Below are 17,687 nucleotides of genomic sequence, written 5' to 3'. Positions count from 1 at the left end.
GAGATAGGGTTCCATTTATTATTTCATCAACCGCGTTTCTTATAATAATATTTTTATATGAGAACCACACTCCGGACATGCAGGCCGGCTAACCAACACTTTTGATGAAAAACCATTCCTCTCTATAATCAGTTCTCCGCATTGGGGACAATAAGTAGAATTATCTACATCGGCTATATTGCCTAAATACACGTAATTCAAATATTTTTCGGCAACATCCTTTGCCCTCAGCATTACATCTATTTCTGTAGGTGGGCGGTCCATCTTATATGTTGGAAAATACCTTGATAAATGCAAAGGAATATCTTTATCCAGATTCCCTAAATAAGAAGCGATCTTTTCTACTTCTTTTTCAGAATCATTAAGGCCGTTTACCAATAGTGTGGTAATTTCCATATGGCATCTCCTATATGACTGTTGAATTGTATCCAGTACGGCTTTAAAGTTTCCACTGCATATCTTTTTATAATAGTCCGGTTCAAAAGATTTCAGGTCTATGTTCATAGCATCTACATAAGGCAAAAGCTTTAATAGCGGTTCCGTCTCGATATATCCATTGGTAACAAGTACGACATTTAAATCAGTATATCCTTCTTTCAGCTTCTTTGATGTTTCATATACATACTCATACCATATGGAAGGTTCATTATAAGTAAAAGCTATACCCGTATTATTTGTTAAATTCACGCATTTTTCTATCAGTTGATCACAAGATACGTATTCACTTTCAGATCTATAATGAGCGATTGAGTAATTCTGGCAAAATCCGCAGGAAAAATTACACCCGAAACTTCCTACCGATAGTATATTTTTGGTGGGCTTAAAATGATAAAGAGGCTTTTTCTCTATAGGGTCCACTGCGATGGCTGTGATTTCTCCATAGTTTATGGTTTTAAGAACACCCTCTTTATTTGTCCTGACAGAACATAAGCCAAATTGCTCATTGGCGATAACACAGTGATGAGGACATAAAAAACACATTATTTTATCATTATATTTTTCAGCAAAAAATCCGTCATGCAACATAAAAATCACCTATACTTTCATAGTGCTATCCTGTTATCTATGTCTTATCACTTTAAATTTTTCAATGGTATATTTCCCATTAGGGGATATCCCTGCTTTTTGGAGCGCAATATTCAGTTGGTCATCTACCGTATCCACACCCTCTAAATCCGGAAGCAATAACCCTGATTTGTGTCCGCTTTTCACAATCACTCCGTATTTCTTAGGATTCAGTTCTTCCTTTGAAGCCTTTTGCGGCGCTGTGAGAACATCTACCGAAAAGTCCAAACTGCCCAATTCGCCTTCATCTACCGCAGGAAATCTAGGATCATGTTGTCCTGCCTCTACAGCATTTCTTATGATCTCTTTTGCAACATTCTCTGTGGTAGGTAAAATAGTGCCTATGCAGCCTCTCAATTGGCCTTCTTTTTTTATGGATACAAAAACGCCTGTTCTGCTCTTTGCCATCTCATCGGTTACATAAGCAGGGATCTGCATGTACTCCCCTTTTATCAAATAATGTGTTAAACTCTCACGCGCTAGCTTTACATAGGGGTCTTCGTTTTTTATTTTTTGCGTGAATCTTTTCTCCCGCTCTTGTATTAATTGAGTATAGGTATCTTGATCGCTCACTTTAGTAGAAAACCTCATTACCGCGTAACCAACTCCAAAGGTGCCTTGATAAGCGAGGAGATCACCCTTTATCTCATATCCGTTCATAGCACCCGCCATGATATAATAAGACCGTAGTCCACATTCACCGGCATTTTCCACTGTGGTGCAATCCATATTGAATATTCCTGAAACATCTCCATTTTTAAGAAGCGCAATCATTTCTTTGTCAAATTTCTCACCATAGGGACTATATTCATAGGGTCCGTCATTCGAAAGCCTGTGCGACAAATCACCACTTGCGATAAATACTGCGTTGATTTGGCTGTCATCTACAGCTTTTTTGATGCACATTCCGAATTTGTAAAGCTGTAGTTTCGGCAGCATGCCATAAGTAATATGAATTATGTTATAGTCTGAAAACTTTTTGTTAATGAAATATAGCGGCACCATGGTACCATGATCCAGTTCATATTTTATTCCGTATTTCTCTGCAGTATCTTCTGTTATTTCCGCAGTAAAGATATTTTCTTTTTCTGCATAAGCAATTATTTTTTCTGCTAACGGTATATTGATATCTACATTAAAAACCACTTGAGAAGCAGAGAATTTTCCAAAGTCTCCTTTTATGCGGTCTCCACACGATAAAGCAACCGCATCACTAAACAGCGGACCGTGTGGTGTTACTATTATAATGGTATCCGGCTGTGTCATTGCAACCTCTTCAGCTACCTGATAACACGCGTCGGAGGTCTCTTTTATTTTACCTTCTTCTCCCCGACCCACTTCAGGAATAATAATGGGCGGATGCGGCATTGTGTAAAAAGCAGATATTTTCCCCATATTATCACCTCTTCATATACTTTTTTATAATAATTTTTATTCTATCACTTTTAAATAGAATTAGATAGGCTGGAAAGTCTCTGATGATATAATATTTGTAAGACCTAATTTTCCCTTACACTTTCGTATTTATTCATTATTCATCTGGAGTTTTTAATATATCCAGCTCTTCACAAGCCTTGTAATTAATCTCCTGCTTTATATAGGAAATTAATAAAAACAACCTCATTCGAAATCAAATCTATATAGGTTTTTTGTGGCATCTACTAACTCTTTTCTTCTATATTATTGGACTTGGCAAAATCTTTTATAATATATAGATATAATTGCTGAACACTAGAATATTCATTCTGGTTAACTTTCACTTTCTCTAACATCAATTATTCTCCCTTTTTGAATTGTTACACTGCTGTAACATTAAATATTTGCTTATTTGCTCATCAAGTTCTTGACTGACTTTTAGAATATTATTGTTTACTGCTCCGTTATACTCATCACTCATAAGTTGATCCAGCTTGTTTTTCAATAAATTAATTGTAATCTTTAATTGGTCTAATTTCACGGTTGTAGAAACCATATCTTCAATAGCGTTATACTTATAGATATCTTTTTTCGTACTATTAACAAATGCACTTTTCCTTTGCATAAAATCCTCCAATATGCTATGTAGATTCTATTTCACTGTATCAGTATGTTACTCCAAACGTATAAATTGATTTATTCTGAGGAAATGTCCTTTTAAATATAATGTTATATAAGTTCCTACTACTTGTCAATAATATATAGAAGATTCTGCTACTTTTATTGTTTATGTTTCTTGAACATATATAATCTGAGTTATGGAATATTCTAAGATTTATAAGGAGTTGGATCTAAATGATTGGTGAACGCTTATATGAGTTACGGAAGGATGCAGGCTTAACACAAGAAGAATTAGCTAAAGTACTATCCTTATCAAAGTATACTATTTCTTCATATGAGAAAGAAAAAAGTACCCCAAATGATGATATAAAAATTTTAATTGCAAAGTATTTTAATGTTTCTGTAGATTATTTGCTCGGACTAATTGATGAACCTTTGCCACATAAAAATGAGAATGAAACAGTCATACGTATCCCAGCGGCACTGCCTATAGAAGCTCGAAAAGAATTAAATGAGTTTTTAGCATATTTGAAGCATAAATATGCGATATGAATACTTTGTATTTGAAAGATTTCTATTATAGACATGAATAAATTAAACTCTATGTACCTTTTAAAGAATAGATATCACATATACGGCCTTTTGTTTGTAACATAAATTTGTTTATATCATAAAAGTGTTGGCTTTTTTCATTTCATAAACTTTATATACTTCGCCTATATAATAAGAATATTTTTTCACTTAAGCCGGTTCATTATTTTATGTTTGAATATCATATCTTGTACAAGCATGATCATCCTCTCCCTTGACATCAAGACTATTGCCAGAGGAGATATTATCCAAACCTCACTCGAACACTATAAAGGCAAGCCAATTTCTTGGTAAGCGTCAAACACAGCCGGACCCTTCTGTTAAATTATGTCAGGTTTCTTCTTGCCTAGCCATTCATTAAGAGCGTTGGCGATTTCAACCCTAAACTCTTCATCCGCGGCGATTTCATATAAAGATCAATCCACATTTCAATACATCCTATGTATCGGTTCTACGTCTTTTCTTCTATAGCTTCAATTCCTGCCCCACAAATTTCAATACATCCTATGTATCGGTTCTACTAAGGATTTGAAAACTATAGGTGTAAAGTTTTTGGTATTTCAATACATCCTATGTATCGGTTCTACGCAGTTATGCCATCCGGTTCAACTGTTATTCCTGCATTTCAATACATCCTATGTATCGGTTCTACTATTAGATTGTTCAGTTAATACTGTGACAAAAGCAAATTTCAATACATCCTATGTATCGGTTCTACAGTGGACGGGAACGATCAAGTAAGAACTAAGATAATATTTCAATACATCCTATGTATCGGTTCTACTCCACAATATGAACGTTTTCAGTTTGCCCGATACGAATTTCAATACATCCTATGTATCGGTTCTACGGTGGCTTGGATGATTAGGCGTTAAATAAGGTTTTAAATTTCAATACATCCTATGTATCGGTTCTACCTGGGAATGGATCCTGAAACGTCGGGAGTATCTCATATTTCAATACATCCTATGTATCGGTTCTACTAAAATTGGACTGTGATAAAGTTTTAGAGAAAGCTAATTTCAATACATCCTATGTATCGGTTCTACCTGTTAATTTTGATAGCTCAAAGCGGCAATTAACTATATTTCAATACATCCTATGTATCGGTTCTACTTACTGTCTACCACAGTTGCCGGAAACGGAGTTTTTATTTCAATACATCCTATGTATCGGTTCTACTGAACAAATATCATCTTTATTGAATATTGATATAAGATTTCAATACATCCTATGTATCGGTTCTACCTTTTGTAACTGCAACCACTGTGGGAGCATCACCAACATTTCAATACATCCTATGTATCGGTTCTACCCAGTAACCAATTCCAGCGTACGTCAGATGCTTCAAAATTTCAATACATCCTATGTATCGGTTCTACTGGACGTATACGCCATCACAAGCAGGTAATATCTACTATTTCAATACATCCTATGTATCGGTTCTACGACTAACTAACGAAACATATCAAACTTTGGTAGACTATTTCAATACATCCTATGTATCGGTTCTACTTGGCGGTGTATGCGGTGTTATTATAGGGCTTTTGAAATTTCAATACATCCTATGTATCGGTTCTACTGAAGAATGGTCAACTGAAAAGTACCCACTAACTGTATTTCAATACATCCTATGTATCGGTTCTACGCTTAATTTTACTAAACAATCAAATATCCTTGTGCATTTCAATACATCCTATGTATCGGTTCTACTACGGTAAGCATCGTCGTTTGCTCCATCCCTAGCTATTTCAATACATCCTATGTATCGGTTCTACGTCTCCGCTAGATATATAATAGGCTATATTTTCTAATTTCAATACATCCTATGTATCGGTTCTACGATGATTCAGTAAGTGCTAAGTCTGATCAAATGCTCATATTTCAATACATCCTATGTATCGGTTCTACGGTACATTTACCAGTGGCGGCCGCTCTATTGTTGTTATTTCAATACATCCTATGTATCGGTTCTACTTATCGGGCAATATGAGCTTCTCGATGGCAAATTAAAATTTCAATACATCCTATGTATCGGTTCTACCAAGATAAAATGCCACTTTTAAACTTTCCTTATAGTATGCAAATAGCCTTACTCATAAGATTCTAGGCATTTGTTCCAAGTATTCTTAATAAACTCTGTCCTATCTTTCTAAAAAAACAGCTATTCCGCATGTCGCAATATTTTTAGTAACATACTACATCTTAATTTTAAACTTGAGGTTGGAAAAAGTCAAATGAATAGAGATTCTGATTGTTTTATATCTATCCCTAGTGTTTCTTCTTCAAAATCGGATGTACTGACTAACTTAATAATGCTGATGTAATCTTCATCTTTATGAATAATTTTATTAAGTTCCCCTTTTAACTTTATCAAATTTGCGGGAGTAATATGTCCTCGAAACACAGACTTTTGATGGTGCTTAAAATACTTTTTGCATATTTTGAATACTTTCTGAACGCGTTTTTCCCCAATATCATAGAATACAAAAGCATAATTATAGTTTTTGTGGATACTCATAAATTATCCTCCGCATCAAATGGTTTAAATGTTCTATCTTCCATGATAAATTTTATTAGTTTATATGCATCCAACCTTATTGCCTGCTTGTATGTAACTCTCCTTTTTAAAACCGGATGTTCAAATGTTTGATTGATTCGTGTTTCAAAAGCATCAATAAATATCTTCTTTCCTGCTTCATTAAGCATTGCATAATTAAGCTTTTTATCAAAATGTTTGGCAGCAGATATCCTTCTATTGTTTACGCATTCAAATATAGTCTTAAATACGATAATCGGTTTGAATACTTCGCATAAATCCAAACTTAATGAGAATCTTCTCTCTGTGGGCTCATGCAGATAAGCAATGGTTTGATTAAGATGAGTATGATAAATTTGTGATACCGTTTTGCTGTATAATAACGAATTCCCAAATGACACTAGCGCATTAATCGGATTATCCGGAGGACGCTTTACTCTCTTATTCATCATAAATTCCTCAGGCAAAATGAATTTGAAGCTTGCATAAAATCTTGCCCATATTTCACCTTCAAGTGAAAGCAATTGTTTAATATTTTTTGCTGCACCTGCCAGCCTGACAACATCATTTTTGAGCCAATCCAGATAGGGCTTAAAGTCCTTTTTTCCATGCCGGTAATAGTGATATAGTGTAAAATGAATATTCTTTGCTATACCGCAGACAATTGCATTTGCAATTTCCATCCTTCTATCTACATATGCCTGTGCTTGTGCAACAGTTAGCTTCCCACTCATGAGATAATTTTTAGGATAAAATGTGCCAATATAATTTTCATAGTATCCAAAAAAGTGTACAATAATTCCTGCTTTAGACAGCAACTCCAATAGCTTTGTGCTAAGCGTAATCTCATTAAAACAATACAGTTCTTTTGTATCCTTTATTGGCAAATCATACGCGTTAAGCTAAGCCATGTTATGGTAAACCAATAATTACATTTGCAAAAAAGAAAAAAACATGAGAACCTCAAAGTAATAGAGAAATGAAAGGTGAGGTTCCCATGTTTCAAGTTCCCATATCACTAATTATAAGCTTTATTTGCTTTTTAGGAAAGACAAAAATACTGGAAATTTCTAAGGACACAGGGTTTACGGTGCGCCGCTCTAAGCTGCTGCCAGATACTATAGTAAAAGTATTTACATTCGGCTTATGGGACACCCCTAATCCATCCTTACGTCAAACTGCTTCTAAATGCGAAAATATTCAACGCGGACTTAGTATAACACGCGAAGGACTTTTTCAACGTTTGGCTACAAGTGCTTTATTGCTAAAACAAGTATTCCAGTCAGCAGTTGAGTATTCTGCCAAGAGAGCAATAACTGTCCAGAATCTCGATGTGCTCCAAGCTTTTACTGATGTAAAAATATGTGATAGCTCTAAAGTTACTCTTCCGGACAAATTAGCAGATGTCTGGAAAGGTCTTGGTGGCAATAATGCAAAAGCTGCTCTAAAAATCCAGACTATATATAGCCTTAAGTCCAGAACTATCACAAATATGGAGTTGACAAAGGCGCCTGGTCCAGATGCCGGCTATAAAGATGAACTTCTAAAACACATTCATCATGGTGAGCTGTTAATTACTGACTTAGGATATTACAGTAAAGATTTGTTTAGGAAAATAATATCCAAAGGTGCATATTTTCTTAGCCGAATTAAATCAAATACTGTTTTTCAAATACAAAATTCTGACACTAAATCTTTTAAAGCCTTAGACCTTTTAAGTGTTTTAAAAAACAGCTCCAGTGTTGATATAGATGTATACTTTGGCACCAAGTATTCTAAATTACTACAATGTCGGCTGATTGGTGTACGTTTACCTGATGAAGTCGCTAATGAACGTAGGCGCAAAGCAAATAAAAAAGCAAAGTCACAAGGCAAAACACTGAGTGACTATGACTTAGAGTTATTAGGATGGAACCTTCTAATTACTAACGCCCCAGCACATATGCTTACTCCAAAGGCAGCCTGTGAATTGTACAGAGCTAGATGGCAGATAGAGCTTTTATTTAAGGCTTGCAAAAGCTATCTAAACCTTGGCAAAGTAGGCAACTGTGGTAAAGAGCAATTAGAGTGTCTTCTATATGGAAGGTTAATTGCCATTATACTAATTTTCACAGTCTACTCAGCACTGTATGCCCTCATGTACCAACAAAAAAACAGATGCATTAGTATGATGTCGTTTATCAAACTAATTGCGACAAAGGTGGAAAAAATATTTTCAAGCCTTTATGCAACCACTGAAGCAATATCGGAACTGCGACTGATTCTTAAAAGAGCGGCCGAACAAAGCTTACATGATAAACGTAATCGCAAAACCACGGTTGAGCGATTGCAGGAACACTATTTGCTCAATTAAATTGGTAAAAAATAGCTTAACTTAACGCGTATGATTGGCAAATATACATTTCCTTTTTCATTTTTGAATTGTATGGAAAAGTCCTTCCTGCTTAAATCCCCTTTTGAAAAGATATATCTTGCTTCTTCTTTCAATAGCACTCCCTCCTAAATAAAGCAGTATTCATAATAAGCGCATTTTTTGCATTTGTTCATTTTTGTTGCGGCAGGAGGATTGGGAGAAAAAAGGAATTTCTCAATCTCTCGGCAAAGCAATTCAAAATCATGTTTACTTTCAGCGGTTAGTTCTACAATATGTACTTTCTTATCCTGTTTATTCTTTTCTAGACATTCAAGCCGTCCTTTTCGCACAATTCCTTTGCTCTCCAATTTCAACAAATAAAACATAAGCTGTGCTTTTGCTGCTACGACATCTGCATCCGACTTTTTCATCTCAATTACATATTCAGGCGTAATTTTATCAAGCCTAACATTCTCAATCGCTGCCTCCGAAACCTCTCCCAATTTTAATTCATGCAGCACCCTCCCAATATGTACATCTTCCGAATTATCTTCCATATTCAGCTTATTGTAAAATAACCAGCACTGTCTTTTGCAGTGAAAATAATAATTCACAATCGTACCGGTAAGCACTACAAAAACCTCCCCCCAAATTCCATTGAAAAAGCTTTTCGGTCAAACTTGCCGTCGATAATAAACTGCTCCCCGTTTTCTATATAATAATACCCTGCAAATTCTTCATCATATCTAAAGGTTTTGTCTTCTATATTGTAAATGTTGTATGTGAAATATGACATTTTTTCAGCTAACCTTGAAAGCTCCACTTTCTTTTGAGCATAGCCTTTTTCCTTATCAGCACATAATTGTCTGAACCTGTACCAAATCTCCCGGCCATCTATGATTTCTTCCTCTAAAGTTATTTGATATGCAAGATATAATTGTGCTGTTCTTTCAATTAGACGAAGCTGTTTTTCTATTTTTTCAAAATCCGATATCAGTGCAGCTCTTAATAATAATGAAATATTTTTATTATTCAATAATTCTGTTTCATGAAAAACATCCCTTAAGACCAGCTCATATATTTCTCCAAATTTCTTTTGCTCCAACATCTCTGAAATCATTTGATCTGTAATAGGATAATTGGTTCGAACATCATTTCTATATACTACCTGGGGATTGTCGTAATTAAAGAAGAACGCAATACACCCTATTTTCCTACAAGAACGGTTTATCCTTCCAAGAAACTGCTCCTCACTATCCGGAATAGAAGTATCCTTAAATCCAATATCCATATCAATATCAATCCCTGCTTCAATTACCTGCGTCGCAATCACAATAATACTCTTTTGCTTTTTAATCTTTTCAATCACTTCATTCCTTTTTAGCTTATTATCATCACCGGTCAGTTCTTCTACATATTCGCACCGGCCTTTTATAATATTATAAAATTCTCTTGCCGTCCCCTTGGTTATAAATTCAACTAGAACCTTTCTATCCTTAAATTCCAATACCTTGTCCGCAAGCACATTTAGATCAATCTTCTTATTATCCAGCATGGAAAAATCAATCTTTACACGATCCTTGAATATTGGATTCAGGTAATATTTATTAACATCTTTTACAAGCTCAATGAAGCCGTTGCTTTCTTTTCCCAAAAGCCTGTCCATTTTAGGCAGTGTGGCCGACATAATGATGATCTTAATATTTAATAACCGTGCATAACGATCAAGCATCATAATCAATTGCCGCCATATGCTGTTTTTATAGCTTTGTATTTCATCTAAAATAACCACACTATTGCATAGCTTCGTAAGTGCAAAACCGTTCTCCCGATCACAACCGAATAAAGCACTGAATAAATTAACGTGAGAAGTAACCACAATGGGATAATTAAAAAACTGCCTGTTGATATAAGCCTTTTCATAGGATGGGATTGCTTCATCATCGTCCATCATTACAGGAGTAATGGAATTAATTACTGCCGTCTGCCCAGGAAAGTATTGATTTAGAATATCCGCGGTCTGCTCTACCAGGGTATTAAAAGGGAAAATATAGAAAATGTTATTGACCTCTTTACTCAGCTCTGCCAGTTTAAGCGCCAAATTGACGGACATGTTTGTCTTTCCGCTTCCGGTAGGGGCTTCAAGATAGAATACTTTCCCCTCAGCATTTTCCTCCAATCTTTTTTCCGTTTCCAAAAACATTTCACTTCGAAGCGCGTTAATTGGACAATGGGCAAAATAATCAGCATTCTGCTTATATGCTTGTATGCCTTTATAAATCTCACCTTTTCGATAGGTGCTTTGCAATTTGTCAATAGACTCTATCACACTGAGTTCCATTGGATGTCCATTGATATATTCATAGGTAGCGCAATAATCACAGGCTGTAATCAGCGCAAAAAGCAGCTTATTTAACATATAGAATGGGATTTCATTGAGTTTCAGCATTTTTCTAATTTGGCTGGGGCCTTCTTCAGTACTTATGATATCTTCCATCCATTCTTCCGATTGATCGGAATAGTAAGTCATTCCCCTAATGTCGTCTAATTGCTGTAAAAAGTCATCGGTGCTTTTCAGTGAACCATGGTGCCTTGAAATAATATACGCAAAATTGAATAGCACATATGAGAGGACTTTATTATGTTTAATTTTCGGATATAGCCTGTCAATATAAATAAAGGCAGATGCCATTGAATGCCTTGTATCCCCATCATAGCTTTTTTTGAAATAACGGTTTCCCAATACATCCCTTTGGAATCTAGGATTTATCTTACCCATATCATGCATATAGATTGCATTGACAAACAAATCATATGCAGCTTGTATATCATTAATTCCGCAATCCTTAATGGTATTTATAATGATCTTATCCATGCCTTTTTTAACGCAGTAACTCTCAAAATACTCCATACACTTTTCCATATGCTTATGAAGCAGTTCACTTGTTTTTTTCTCATGTGTATGAGCCCAATAAGGTGCTTGATCTAATATACTATCTACACAATAAAGCATATACATCCGCATCGCTCCTTTAAATCTAAAGGGTATTCCAAAGCTCTCTTTTGAAATACCCCTGCTTGATTAAATTTGAAATATTGAACCAAGATGTCAATAAAACGCCAGTATAAGATCATTATACCGGAAGGTATCTTGAACAGATTGCTGCAGCAGACAGTTTGTATATATAAAACGTTCCAGGAGATAGAAATTAAACTGATCTTCCAGCGCATACGGAGCATATTCGGTAAAAATATAAGGTCTTCCATTATAGGCTTGCGTGTCATCAATCAAGTCTAAGCTGCCGGGAAACAAAGAATCCACATGGTCTGCTTGCACCGGTTCCAATGCTATCATTTCAGCATCCGTAATGACTGCAGGATGGTCATTCTTTCCAAGATAAGGAATGTACACACATTTGCCATGTAGAATATAATCACAAAGCTTATCCCATAAGTCTTGACCGATTCCTCCATTATAGATGTAAATGGTCCAGCAGGGACTCTCCAGCCACTGTTCAAATACTTGCAGATTTCCTCCCTCTTCATCGGAAGCATATCCCGTACTATTGTTAAAATACTGGATCTTTTTTGTGAAATATCCCCTATAAGCATTGGGAACTACCGATACCTTTAAATTGCACAAACTGGAATAGAACTCCGGCTTTTCTTTTTTATCGGTTGCCTGATCCTTATAATATCCGCTCAATCCCGTCACCGCACCTAACAATCCTAATAATGCTACCTTATGAATATTGTTATATGTAAAGTAAACCTTCGTATTGACATCGGGCTTTTTAAAAAAAGCACTCTTTCCGGCAAGCGTAAATTTTAGAGCTTCCATTTTCATCGTCACCACCATCAATACAATGGATAGGTCTTACATATAAGTTCTGCAAGCCCCACTTCTGTATCCATGGAGTTATAATATACTTCTATTTCTTCAATATCTGCCATTTTACCGGATAAAAGCTGTGACAGCTTTGTAAGATCGATATAGTTTTTCCCATCTTTTTTGCTGAATTCAATGTAAATATCCAAATTAGCTAGGTACAGCAAGCTATTCTCTTTCACTTTAATAAAAATTGCAAACTCGTTTTCGCATCCGGATTTGCTGTTTGTATTATAAGCCGTTGCCGCAATGAGGCATCCCGCTTTGAATTTTTCATAGGCTTCTACCGTATATCCTTCAAAATCTTCAATCCCCAAACTTAAAAAATCGTCATAATTATTTGGATTTACCGAGAATGAATAGAAATAATGGGCTTCATCCGCAACGATTTTTGTGCCTAAGCTGGAAGCGTCCGCATCCTCTTTAGATGAATTTCTAAAGGGAGACAAGATATCCTGTGTCTCTACATTCGTATCCTCATACTTATTCATCCCCTGGCCTACCTGTACTGCTCCGGTAATACTGATATTCTGCCCTTGTTCGGCAAAAGTGGCCCCGAAATTTAATACATCTATTGCAGAAAATAAGTTTTTCAGCACTTCGACGGATGGTGTGCTTTTATCCAGTTTAGCACCAAATACTTTTGTATATTGTTCATTCAAATCGTTAGGCTGAAGTTTATTCTTCTCTATCTTATAACTCTTGATATATACTACTTTTTCACCTTGTGCCTGCCACATTCGTTTGATGGGATATTTAAACGCCTTGTCGCTGCCAAAGATATCTCCATTGGATATGGTCTTAGGCCTCCCGGTAAAATCAGCATTCCAATTGGACATTACGCTCTTAATTCCCACTACACCATATACTCTATTGTTCATTTTCACGGTCGTTCTCCCCCTTTACGTACATTACATTTTTTGCAGCCAAACCTGCTAAAAACATGTCAAAATCTATTTTTTTATGATCTTCAATATCATATCCCATCACCATGCTAAGAAGATTGTTAAACCGCTTACCCCGCAAGTTAAATGCATGGCTATATTTATGATAAACACCTTTTATTTCATATTTGAACCTTTTTGCTTTTCCGGCATTAAGAAAAGGGTCTACCATATCATGCTTCAATTCTTTTGCTTCGCTTTGCAGCAGTATATACCGCACAAGCTGCCCCGCAGCAAAATAAAATTCGCTGTCATCTGCGCAAGCTGCAACATCATCATTGTCAGCTTTATATGCAAGTTGTTCAAACATTTGCCGAACTCTGTCACCCATATCCTTTTTACCTCCTATGTCAAAATATTTTAGTAAAGCTAACCGGATATTCATGGCACAACCGGTGTTATGAAAAAATACCGTTTCCTTTTCATTTATCTTTTCTTTTACCAGTTCTAATGTTATTCGGTCTGCACAATGACGTATTCCCTGGTCATCACCTTTAATAAAGAAGTCTTCCATGGCTTTGCGTGAAAGCAGCAGCAGGTTCATTAATCTATGGGAAATCCTTTTTATATCCTTGGGATTGGTTTTATAATATCTCTTTAGTTTAAAGCTATAGAGATACTTGTCCACCATCTGCTCCATTCCAGATCTTATTGAGGTGGCCCGGGCATCATAATACTCCAGCATAAGATAATTATTAGGCTCGAATCTATTGATCTCACCGGTAATCCCAGGTAGGAAGTCATAGTCATCAATTATCGTATCCGTTCCTTTTTCTATGTGCACATAATGCATATTGCGTCTCTTGGTAATTTTATCTTCCAGCGCGATTAGATTTTCATCCACCAAAGGGATATATCCTTCGCTTAAAGATTTGCCTTCTTCATTCTTTTGATTTGACAGCCATTCAAATAGCTTTTTTGCTTCCATTGCATCTTCAAGACTAATACGGAACGGTACCTTAAAGTTGGTCGTTTTATGCTCTAGGAAAGGCTTTTTTGTATTAAGTCCCATATTCGCTGCCGACAAACCATATATGGTATCGCCAAACGGGATATTAAAATCATTTTTATTGAAAATGTACGGATAATAGTAACGTATGTATTCACGCTGGTAAGCTTCCATATCTTCTTCAAAAAACAACTTTATATAGTCATCATCCTTTAATTCAAGTTCAATCACTTTTCTCATAATTTCCGGCAATTTTTGAATTATTATATCCCTGTTATGGATAATTGCTTCTTCATTTACCGGACTTAATCCGGCTTTTTCTGAAAAATTCAGCACATCCTTACTGTTCAGCTTTCGTATAAGCTTGTCGTAAAAAACAGGGACATGATTGATAAATTCATCTTTCAGCTTGCCCTGCGCCAATAATGATTTCGTTTTAAAAAACAAGGTAAAAAAGTTATTGTTATGCATAACTTTTTTTGGCACATCAAATGCTTTATTAGTATCGATAATACAGCTAAAATGATCGGCCTTTTTAAACCAGTTATATAGTTCACCTTGAGGAGACTCCCGTTTTTGCACGGTTAGCATACATTCACTGCCGTCCTTGTTCAACCGGATATACAGACCGCTTTTTAGCGTATACTGGTCAATCACAAGCTGATTGCTGCGCGGATTATCTTTAAAGTATTCCAATAAGTCATAAATCAATCAATCCACCTCCTTATTTGGCACGGCAATACCCTAGCCCTATTGAGTTTTTCTCTAATAAACCGCTACCCATAATTGTATATGCAATTTTCTGCGAAATTTCGTCCGGTTTAATGATAAGATTTAATTTGCATCCCAATAATGATGTATTTTTATAGCGAATTCTGATGGGTTTATCATTTGTTTGCTCAATCACTTCAATAAAATTTTCTGCAGGTTCCGGTAACTCCCCATAGAAACTCCTATGTTTCTTGACAGCGTTTGCGTGAATCCTCTCCATCAATACACCTATACCGTCTTCCCTCGTCCAACTCTTGCCATTAATGGTTGCAACTGCAGGTGTTAAAGTATGGATTTCTGTAATAGGACGGTAAGGCTGCTGTCGGATTTCTGCTGCGACAGCTTTTATTGAACCTTGCTGAAGCGCCATAACCTGACGTTTCATCTTTAAGATAAAATTAACATCAAGTCCTCTAAGATTAAATGCATACATTCGGCCCTTTTTATAGACTTTATCGGCCTCTATAGGATATAGACCGCATAATACATAGTACTTATACCCTTGCTGCTCATGCAACTCTCTAAGTGAATCATCCCCCAACATAGCACTAGATATAAATCTGGATAATATTTCATAGCTTTTATCCATCGGTATATCCTCATTGAGTAAAACAGTGATAATTATTTCATGATAAGTCATTTCCCCACCTCCTTTTATCATTTATCATAGTTAGTATTATATCATACTGCATCGTATATTTATATAATACTATTTTAAGAAAAATTTGTCAATCTATATTGTTTTTTACCATATGACTAAAATAATACAATTTGATTTTATGAATCTAATATTATATAATCTAATCATTAACCTATAACGCTTAGCGTATTGAAATTTTATAATAGTTTAGTACTATATTCATTGGCGCAACCTATACATTTAATGTATAAAACAAATTTTATGATATTATAGCTAATAGCTATTACTCACGTTACAAATAATATATTCTCTGGAAATGTTATGAAATCCTCCAAAAAATATCAAAAATTCATCGCAATAACCGACACATTAAGTCGATTATTGTCGACACACAAATATCCACAGCTATAATATTGATTGCTTTTTTCTAACATCTCCTCATACACTATGCTTAAATCTCATAGGATACTTGAAGCCTAGACATAATTATGATAAGCTTAAGGCAATATATGTAAAGAAGGAATAGTTATGTTTGTGGATAATGAAAAATTAAAGGAATTGTGTTTGAATCATAACATATTAATGGTGCTGTTATTCGGCTCACATGCAAACGGAAAGTGTACTGATGACAGTGATGTTGATCTGGGGCTTTTGATGGAAGATGATCAATATCAGCATTCCTCCTTATTATCAGATATAATAACTATCTTCCCAGATTATGAAATAGATATTACTATATTGAATCACAGCGACCCGGTGTTAAGATATGAAGTTATTTCCAACTATAAGATATTATATTGTTTTGAACCAATAATTTTCTTGAATTTCTATATTAAAACTATTAAAGAATATAATGATATCCAAAAGTTTTTACAATATGAAAAAGTTTATCTAAATAACTTCATTGGAGGTAAACGACATGGAGTACAACAATGTCATCCGCCGGAAATTGATTAGTTTAACAGAATATATTGCTGAATTGGAACCTTTTAAAGATTACACCTATGAAAAATACTTGGGCAACTACTTTATCAAACGTACAGGTGAAAGATTAATACAGCTTATTGTTGAAAATATGGTTGATATTAATTCTGTTATCATCTCAGAAAAAAATCATACACCTCCAAAAGATTATTACTCTTCATTTGAAATATTGGCAAAGTTAAACTTAATTCCTGAAGATTTTGCAACACGATTAGCGCCATGTGCCGGTCTAAGAAATCGGCTAGTCCATGAATATGACAAAATTCAAGATGAAGTTGTATTTGACAGTATCCGAGAATTATTAAAAATGGTAATTGAATATATAGAGTATGTGAATAAGTATATAAAATAAGTCAAGTGCCTGACACCCAAAGTCCTACCATATTTTTTTGCCAAAGAATTTATTTTTTATAATCCATAAATTATAGAAATAGAAAAGTTTTTCATTTTCATTGACTAAATAATAAGAAAAGAGATATAATAAGAGAAGAAACGGTACAAGGTTAATATGGTGATTAACTTTGAGAATAAGTAGTTGTGGGAGACTACTTATTCTTTTTGTTTTTAAAGATTATTTTCACTCTATACTCACTATTTTTTAACAGCCAGTATATAAGTGAGGATATCGGTATTGCAAAACAAAAGGTAATAACAATACTTATCTTTAGTTCACCCATACCATCCCCCCTCTCATGCCCCTGTGACCGTTCCTTCCCATATCTGAGAGGGGAGAGTGTTACCTTGTGGACAATGCTATTCTACCATACTTTAGCAATATATTCCACAAAAAGTCCTTGAGTATGCCGATTCTTACAATCTATTAAATAAGCCGTGTACATAATCAATTATATTTCAAATCCGCATTGTTAAGATTGAAATCGCAGATCAATTAGCTATTTACAAAATGTTTCAATTCCATCTTGTT

16 protein-coding genes and 1 CRISPR repeat array are annotated in these 17,687 nt (G+C 35.1%); of the genes, 4 read left to right on the top strand and 12 right to left on the bottom strand.

All coding sequences use genetic code 11. The annotated features are described in order from the left end of the window. Positions 1-39: 39 nt before the first annotated feature. The 3 genes from amrS to QKW49_RS00735 all read right to left on the bottom strand — a co-directional run bounded on the left by amrS (position 40) and on the right by QKW49_RS00735 (position 3,106). Positions 40-1,026 carry an AmmeMemoRadiSam system radical SAM enzyme gene (amrS, locus tag QKW49_RS00745; RefSeq protein ID WP_282865683.1) on the bottom strand — a complete coding sequence of 329 codons (987 nt, stop codon included), beginning with the start codon at positions 1,024-1,026 and terminating at the stop codon, positions 40-42. 33 nt (positions 1,027-1,059) lie between these two features. Further along, positions 1,060-2,460, bottom strand: coding sequence for an AmmeMemoRadiSam system protein A (gene amrA / locus QKW49_RS00740; RefSeq protein WP_282865682.1), 1,401 nt, complete (start codon positions 2,458-2,460; stop codon positions 1,060-1,062). Positions 2,461-2,836: 376 nt separating this feature from the next. After that, positions 2,837-3,106, bottom strand: coding sequence for a hypothetical protein (locus QKW49_RS00735; protein ID WP_282865681.1), 270 nt, complete (start codon positions 3,104-3,106; stop codon positions 2,837-2,839). Between the two features lie 230 nt (positions 3,107-3,336). On the opposite strand from QKW49_RS00735, the gene QKW49_RS00730 reads away from it, so the two are divergent. Then, positions 3,337-3,654 carry a helix-turn-helix transcriptional regulator gene (locus QKW49_RS00730; RefSeq protein ID WP_282865680.1) on the top strand — a complete coding sequence of 106 codons (318 nt, stop codon included), beginning with the start codon at positions 3,337-3,339 and terminating at the stop codon, positions 3,652-3,654. A gap of 464 nt (positions 3,655-4,118) precedes the next feature. Then, positions 4,119-5,737: a CRISPR direct-repeat array (repeat unit 30 nt; unit sequence ATTTCAATACATCCTATGTATCGGTTCTAC). Positions 5,738-5,926: 189 nt separating this feature from the next. Here QKW49_RS00730 and cas2 read toward each other — a convergent pair. After that, positions 5,927-6,214 carry a CRISPR-associated endonuclease Cas2 gene (cas2, locus tag QKW49_RS00725; protein ID WP_282865679.1) on the bottom strand — a complete coding sequence of 96 codons (288 nt, stop codon included), beginning with the start codon at positions 6,212-6,214 and terminating at the stop codon, positions 5,927-5,929. Then, positions 6,211-7,119, bottom strand: coding sequence for a type I-B CRISPR-associated endonuclease Cas1b (gene cas1b, locus QKW49_RS00720; RefSeq protein ID WP_282865678.1), 909 nt, complete (start codon positions 7,117-7,119; stop codon positions 6,211-6,213). Before cas1b ends, cas2 begins: the two co-directional genes overlap by 4 nt. Positions 7,120-7,229: 110 nt before the next feature. Here cas1b and QKW49_RS00715 point away from each other — a divergent pair, with 110 nt between their 5' ends. Then, entirely contained in the window at positions 7,230-8,585 is a 1,356-nt protein-coding gene (locus QKW49_RS00715) for an IS4 family transposase (RefSeq protein ID WP_282863409.1), read from the top strand. Here QKW49_RS00715 and QKW49_RS00710 read toward each other — a convergent pair. The 7 genes from QKW49_RS00710 to QKW49_RS00680 all read right to left on the bottom strand — a co-directional run bounded on the left by QKW49_RS00710 (position 8,582) and on the right by QKW49_RS00680 (position 15,778). Further along, the gene (locus QKW49_RS00710) at positions 8,582-8,719 is read right to left on the bottom strand and encodes a hypothetical protein (protein ID WP_282865677.1); all 138 of its coding nucleotides are present in this window, start codon (positions 8,717-8,719) and stop codon (positions 8,582-8,584) included. The genes QKW49_RS00715 and QKW49_RS00710 overlap by 4 nt on opposite strands. 12 nt (positions 8,720-8,731) lie before the next feature. Then, the gene (locus QKW49_RS00705) at positions 8,732-9,217 is read right to left on the bottom strand and encodes a CRISPR-associated protein Cas4 (protein WP_282865676.1); all 486 of its coding nucleotides are present in this window, start codon (positions 9,215-9,217) and stop codon (positions 8,732-8,734) included. Continuing rightward, positions 9,217-11,604, bottom strand: a complete 2,388-nt coding sequence (gene cas3 / locus QKW49_RS00700) for a CRISPR-associated helicase Cas3' (protein ID WP_282865675.1) — start codon at positions 11,602-11,604, stop codon at positions 9,217-9,219. Before cas3 ends, QKW49_RS00705 begins: the two co-directional genes overlap by 1 nt. A gap of 90 nt (positions 11,605-11,694) precedes the next feature. After that, positions 11,695-12,432 carry a type I-B CRISPR-associated protein Cas5b gene (gene cas5b, locus QKW49_RS00695; RefSeq protein ID WP_282865674.1) on the bottom strand — a complete coding sequence of 246 codons (738 nt, stop codon included), beginning with the start codon at positions 12,430-12,432 and terminating at the stop codon, positions 11,695-11,697. An 11-nt stretch (positions 12,433-12,443) separates the two neighbouring features. Beyond that, positions 12,444-13,355, bottom strand: a complete 912-nt coding sequence (locus tag QKW49_RS00690) for a type I CRISPR-associated protein Cas7 (protein ID WP_282868024.1) — start codon at positions 13,353-13,355, stop codon at positions 12,444-12,446. Beyond that, positions 13,345-15,078: a hypothetical protein gene (locus QKW49_RS00685; protein ID WP_282865673.1), complete on the bottom strand. Its 1,734-nt coding sequence runs from the start codon at positions 15,076-15,078 to the stop codon at positions 13,345-13,347. The genes QKW49_RS00690 and QKW49_RS00685 overlap by 11 nt, the downstream gene beginning before the upstream one ends. A 13-nt stretch (positions 15,079-15,091) precedes the next feature. Further along, a complete protein-coding gene (locus tag QKW49_RS00680; RefSeq protein WP_282865672.1) occupies positions 15,092-15,778 on the bottom strand; it encodes a CRISPR-associated endoribonuclease Cas6 in 687 nt (228 codons plus the stop codon). A gap of 528 nt (positions 15,779-16,306) precedes the next feature. On the opposite strand from QKW49_RS00680, the gene QKW49_RS00675 reads away from it, so the two are divergent. Further along, on the top strand, positions 16,307-16,735 hold the full coding sequence (locus QKW49_RS00675) for a nucleotidyltransferase domain-containing protein (RefSeq protein WP_282865671.1): 429 nt from the start codon (positions 16,307-16,309) through the stop codon (positions 16,733-16,735). Beyond that, the gene (locus QKW49_RS00670) at positions 16,698-17,114 is read left to right on the top strand and encodes a DUF86 domain-containing protein (RefSeq protein WP_282865670.1); all 417 of its coding nucleotides are present in this window, start codon (positions 16,698-16,700) and stop codon (positions 17,112-17,114) included. Before QKW49_RS00675 ends, QKW49_RS00670 begins: the two co-directional genes overlap by 38 nt. Positions 17,115-17,687: the final 573 nt, after the last annotated feature.

The sequence above is a fragment of the Petroclostridium sp. X23 genome (genome assembly GCF_030013905.1).
In the GTDB taxonomy this organism is placed as follows: domain Bacteria; phylum Bacillota; class Clostridia; order SK-Y3; family SK-Y3; genus X23.
Note: the sequence above shows the minus strand (reverse complement) of the source record. Positions and strands in the feature narration are given on the sequence as shown.

Bases quoted from the DNA above. Each gene is read 5' to 3' on its own strand.
- amrS (WP_282865683.1), bottom strand. From the start codon at position 1,026: ATGTTGCATGACGGATTTTTTGCTGAAAAATATAATGATAAAATAATG.
- amrA (WP_282865682.1), bottom strand. From the start codon at position 2,460: ATGGGGAAAATATCTGCTTTTTACACAATGCCGCATCCGCCCATTATT.
- QKW49_RS00735 (WP_282865681.1), bottom strand. From the start codon at position 3,106: ATGCAAAGGAAAAGTGCATTTGTTAATAGTACGAAAAAAGATATCTAT.
- QKW49_RS00730 (WP_282865680.1), top strand. From the start codon at position 3,337: ATGATTGGTGAACGCTTATATGAGTTACGGAAGGATGCAGGCTTAACA.
- cas2 (WP_282865679.1), bottom strand. From the start codon at position 6,214: ATGAGTATCCACAAAAACTATAATTATGCTTTTGTATTCTATGATATT.
- QKW49_RS00715 (WP_282863409.1), top strand. From the start codon at position 7,230: ATGTTTCAAGTTCCCATATCACTAATTATAAGCTTTATTTGCTTTTTA.
- cas3 (WP_282865675.1), bottom strand. From the start codon at position 11,604: ATGTATATGCTTTATTGTGTAGATAGTATATTAGATCAAGCACCTTAT.
- cas5b (WP_282865674.1), bottom strand. From the start codon at position 12,432: ATGAAAATGGAAGCTCTAAAATTTACGCTTGCCGGAAAGAGTGCTTTT.
- QKW49_RS00690 (WP_282868024.1), bottom strand. From the start codon at position 13,355: ATGAACAATAGAGTATATGGTGTAGTGGGAATTAAGAGCGTAATGTCC.
- QKW49_RS00680 (WP_282865672.1), bottom strand. From the start codon at position 15,778: ATGACTTATCATGAAATAATTATCACTGTTTTACTCAATGAGGATATA.
- QKW49_RS00675 (WP_282865671.1), top strand. From the start codon at position 16,307: ATGTTTGTGGATAATGAAAAATTAAAGGAATTGTGTTTGAATCATAAC.
- QKW49_RS00670 (WP_282865670.1), top strand. From the start codon at position 16,698: ATGGAGTACAACAATGTCATCCGCCGGAAATTGATTAGTTTAACAGAA.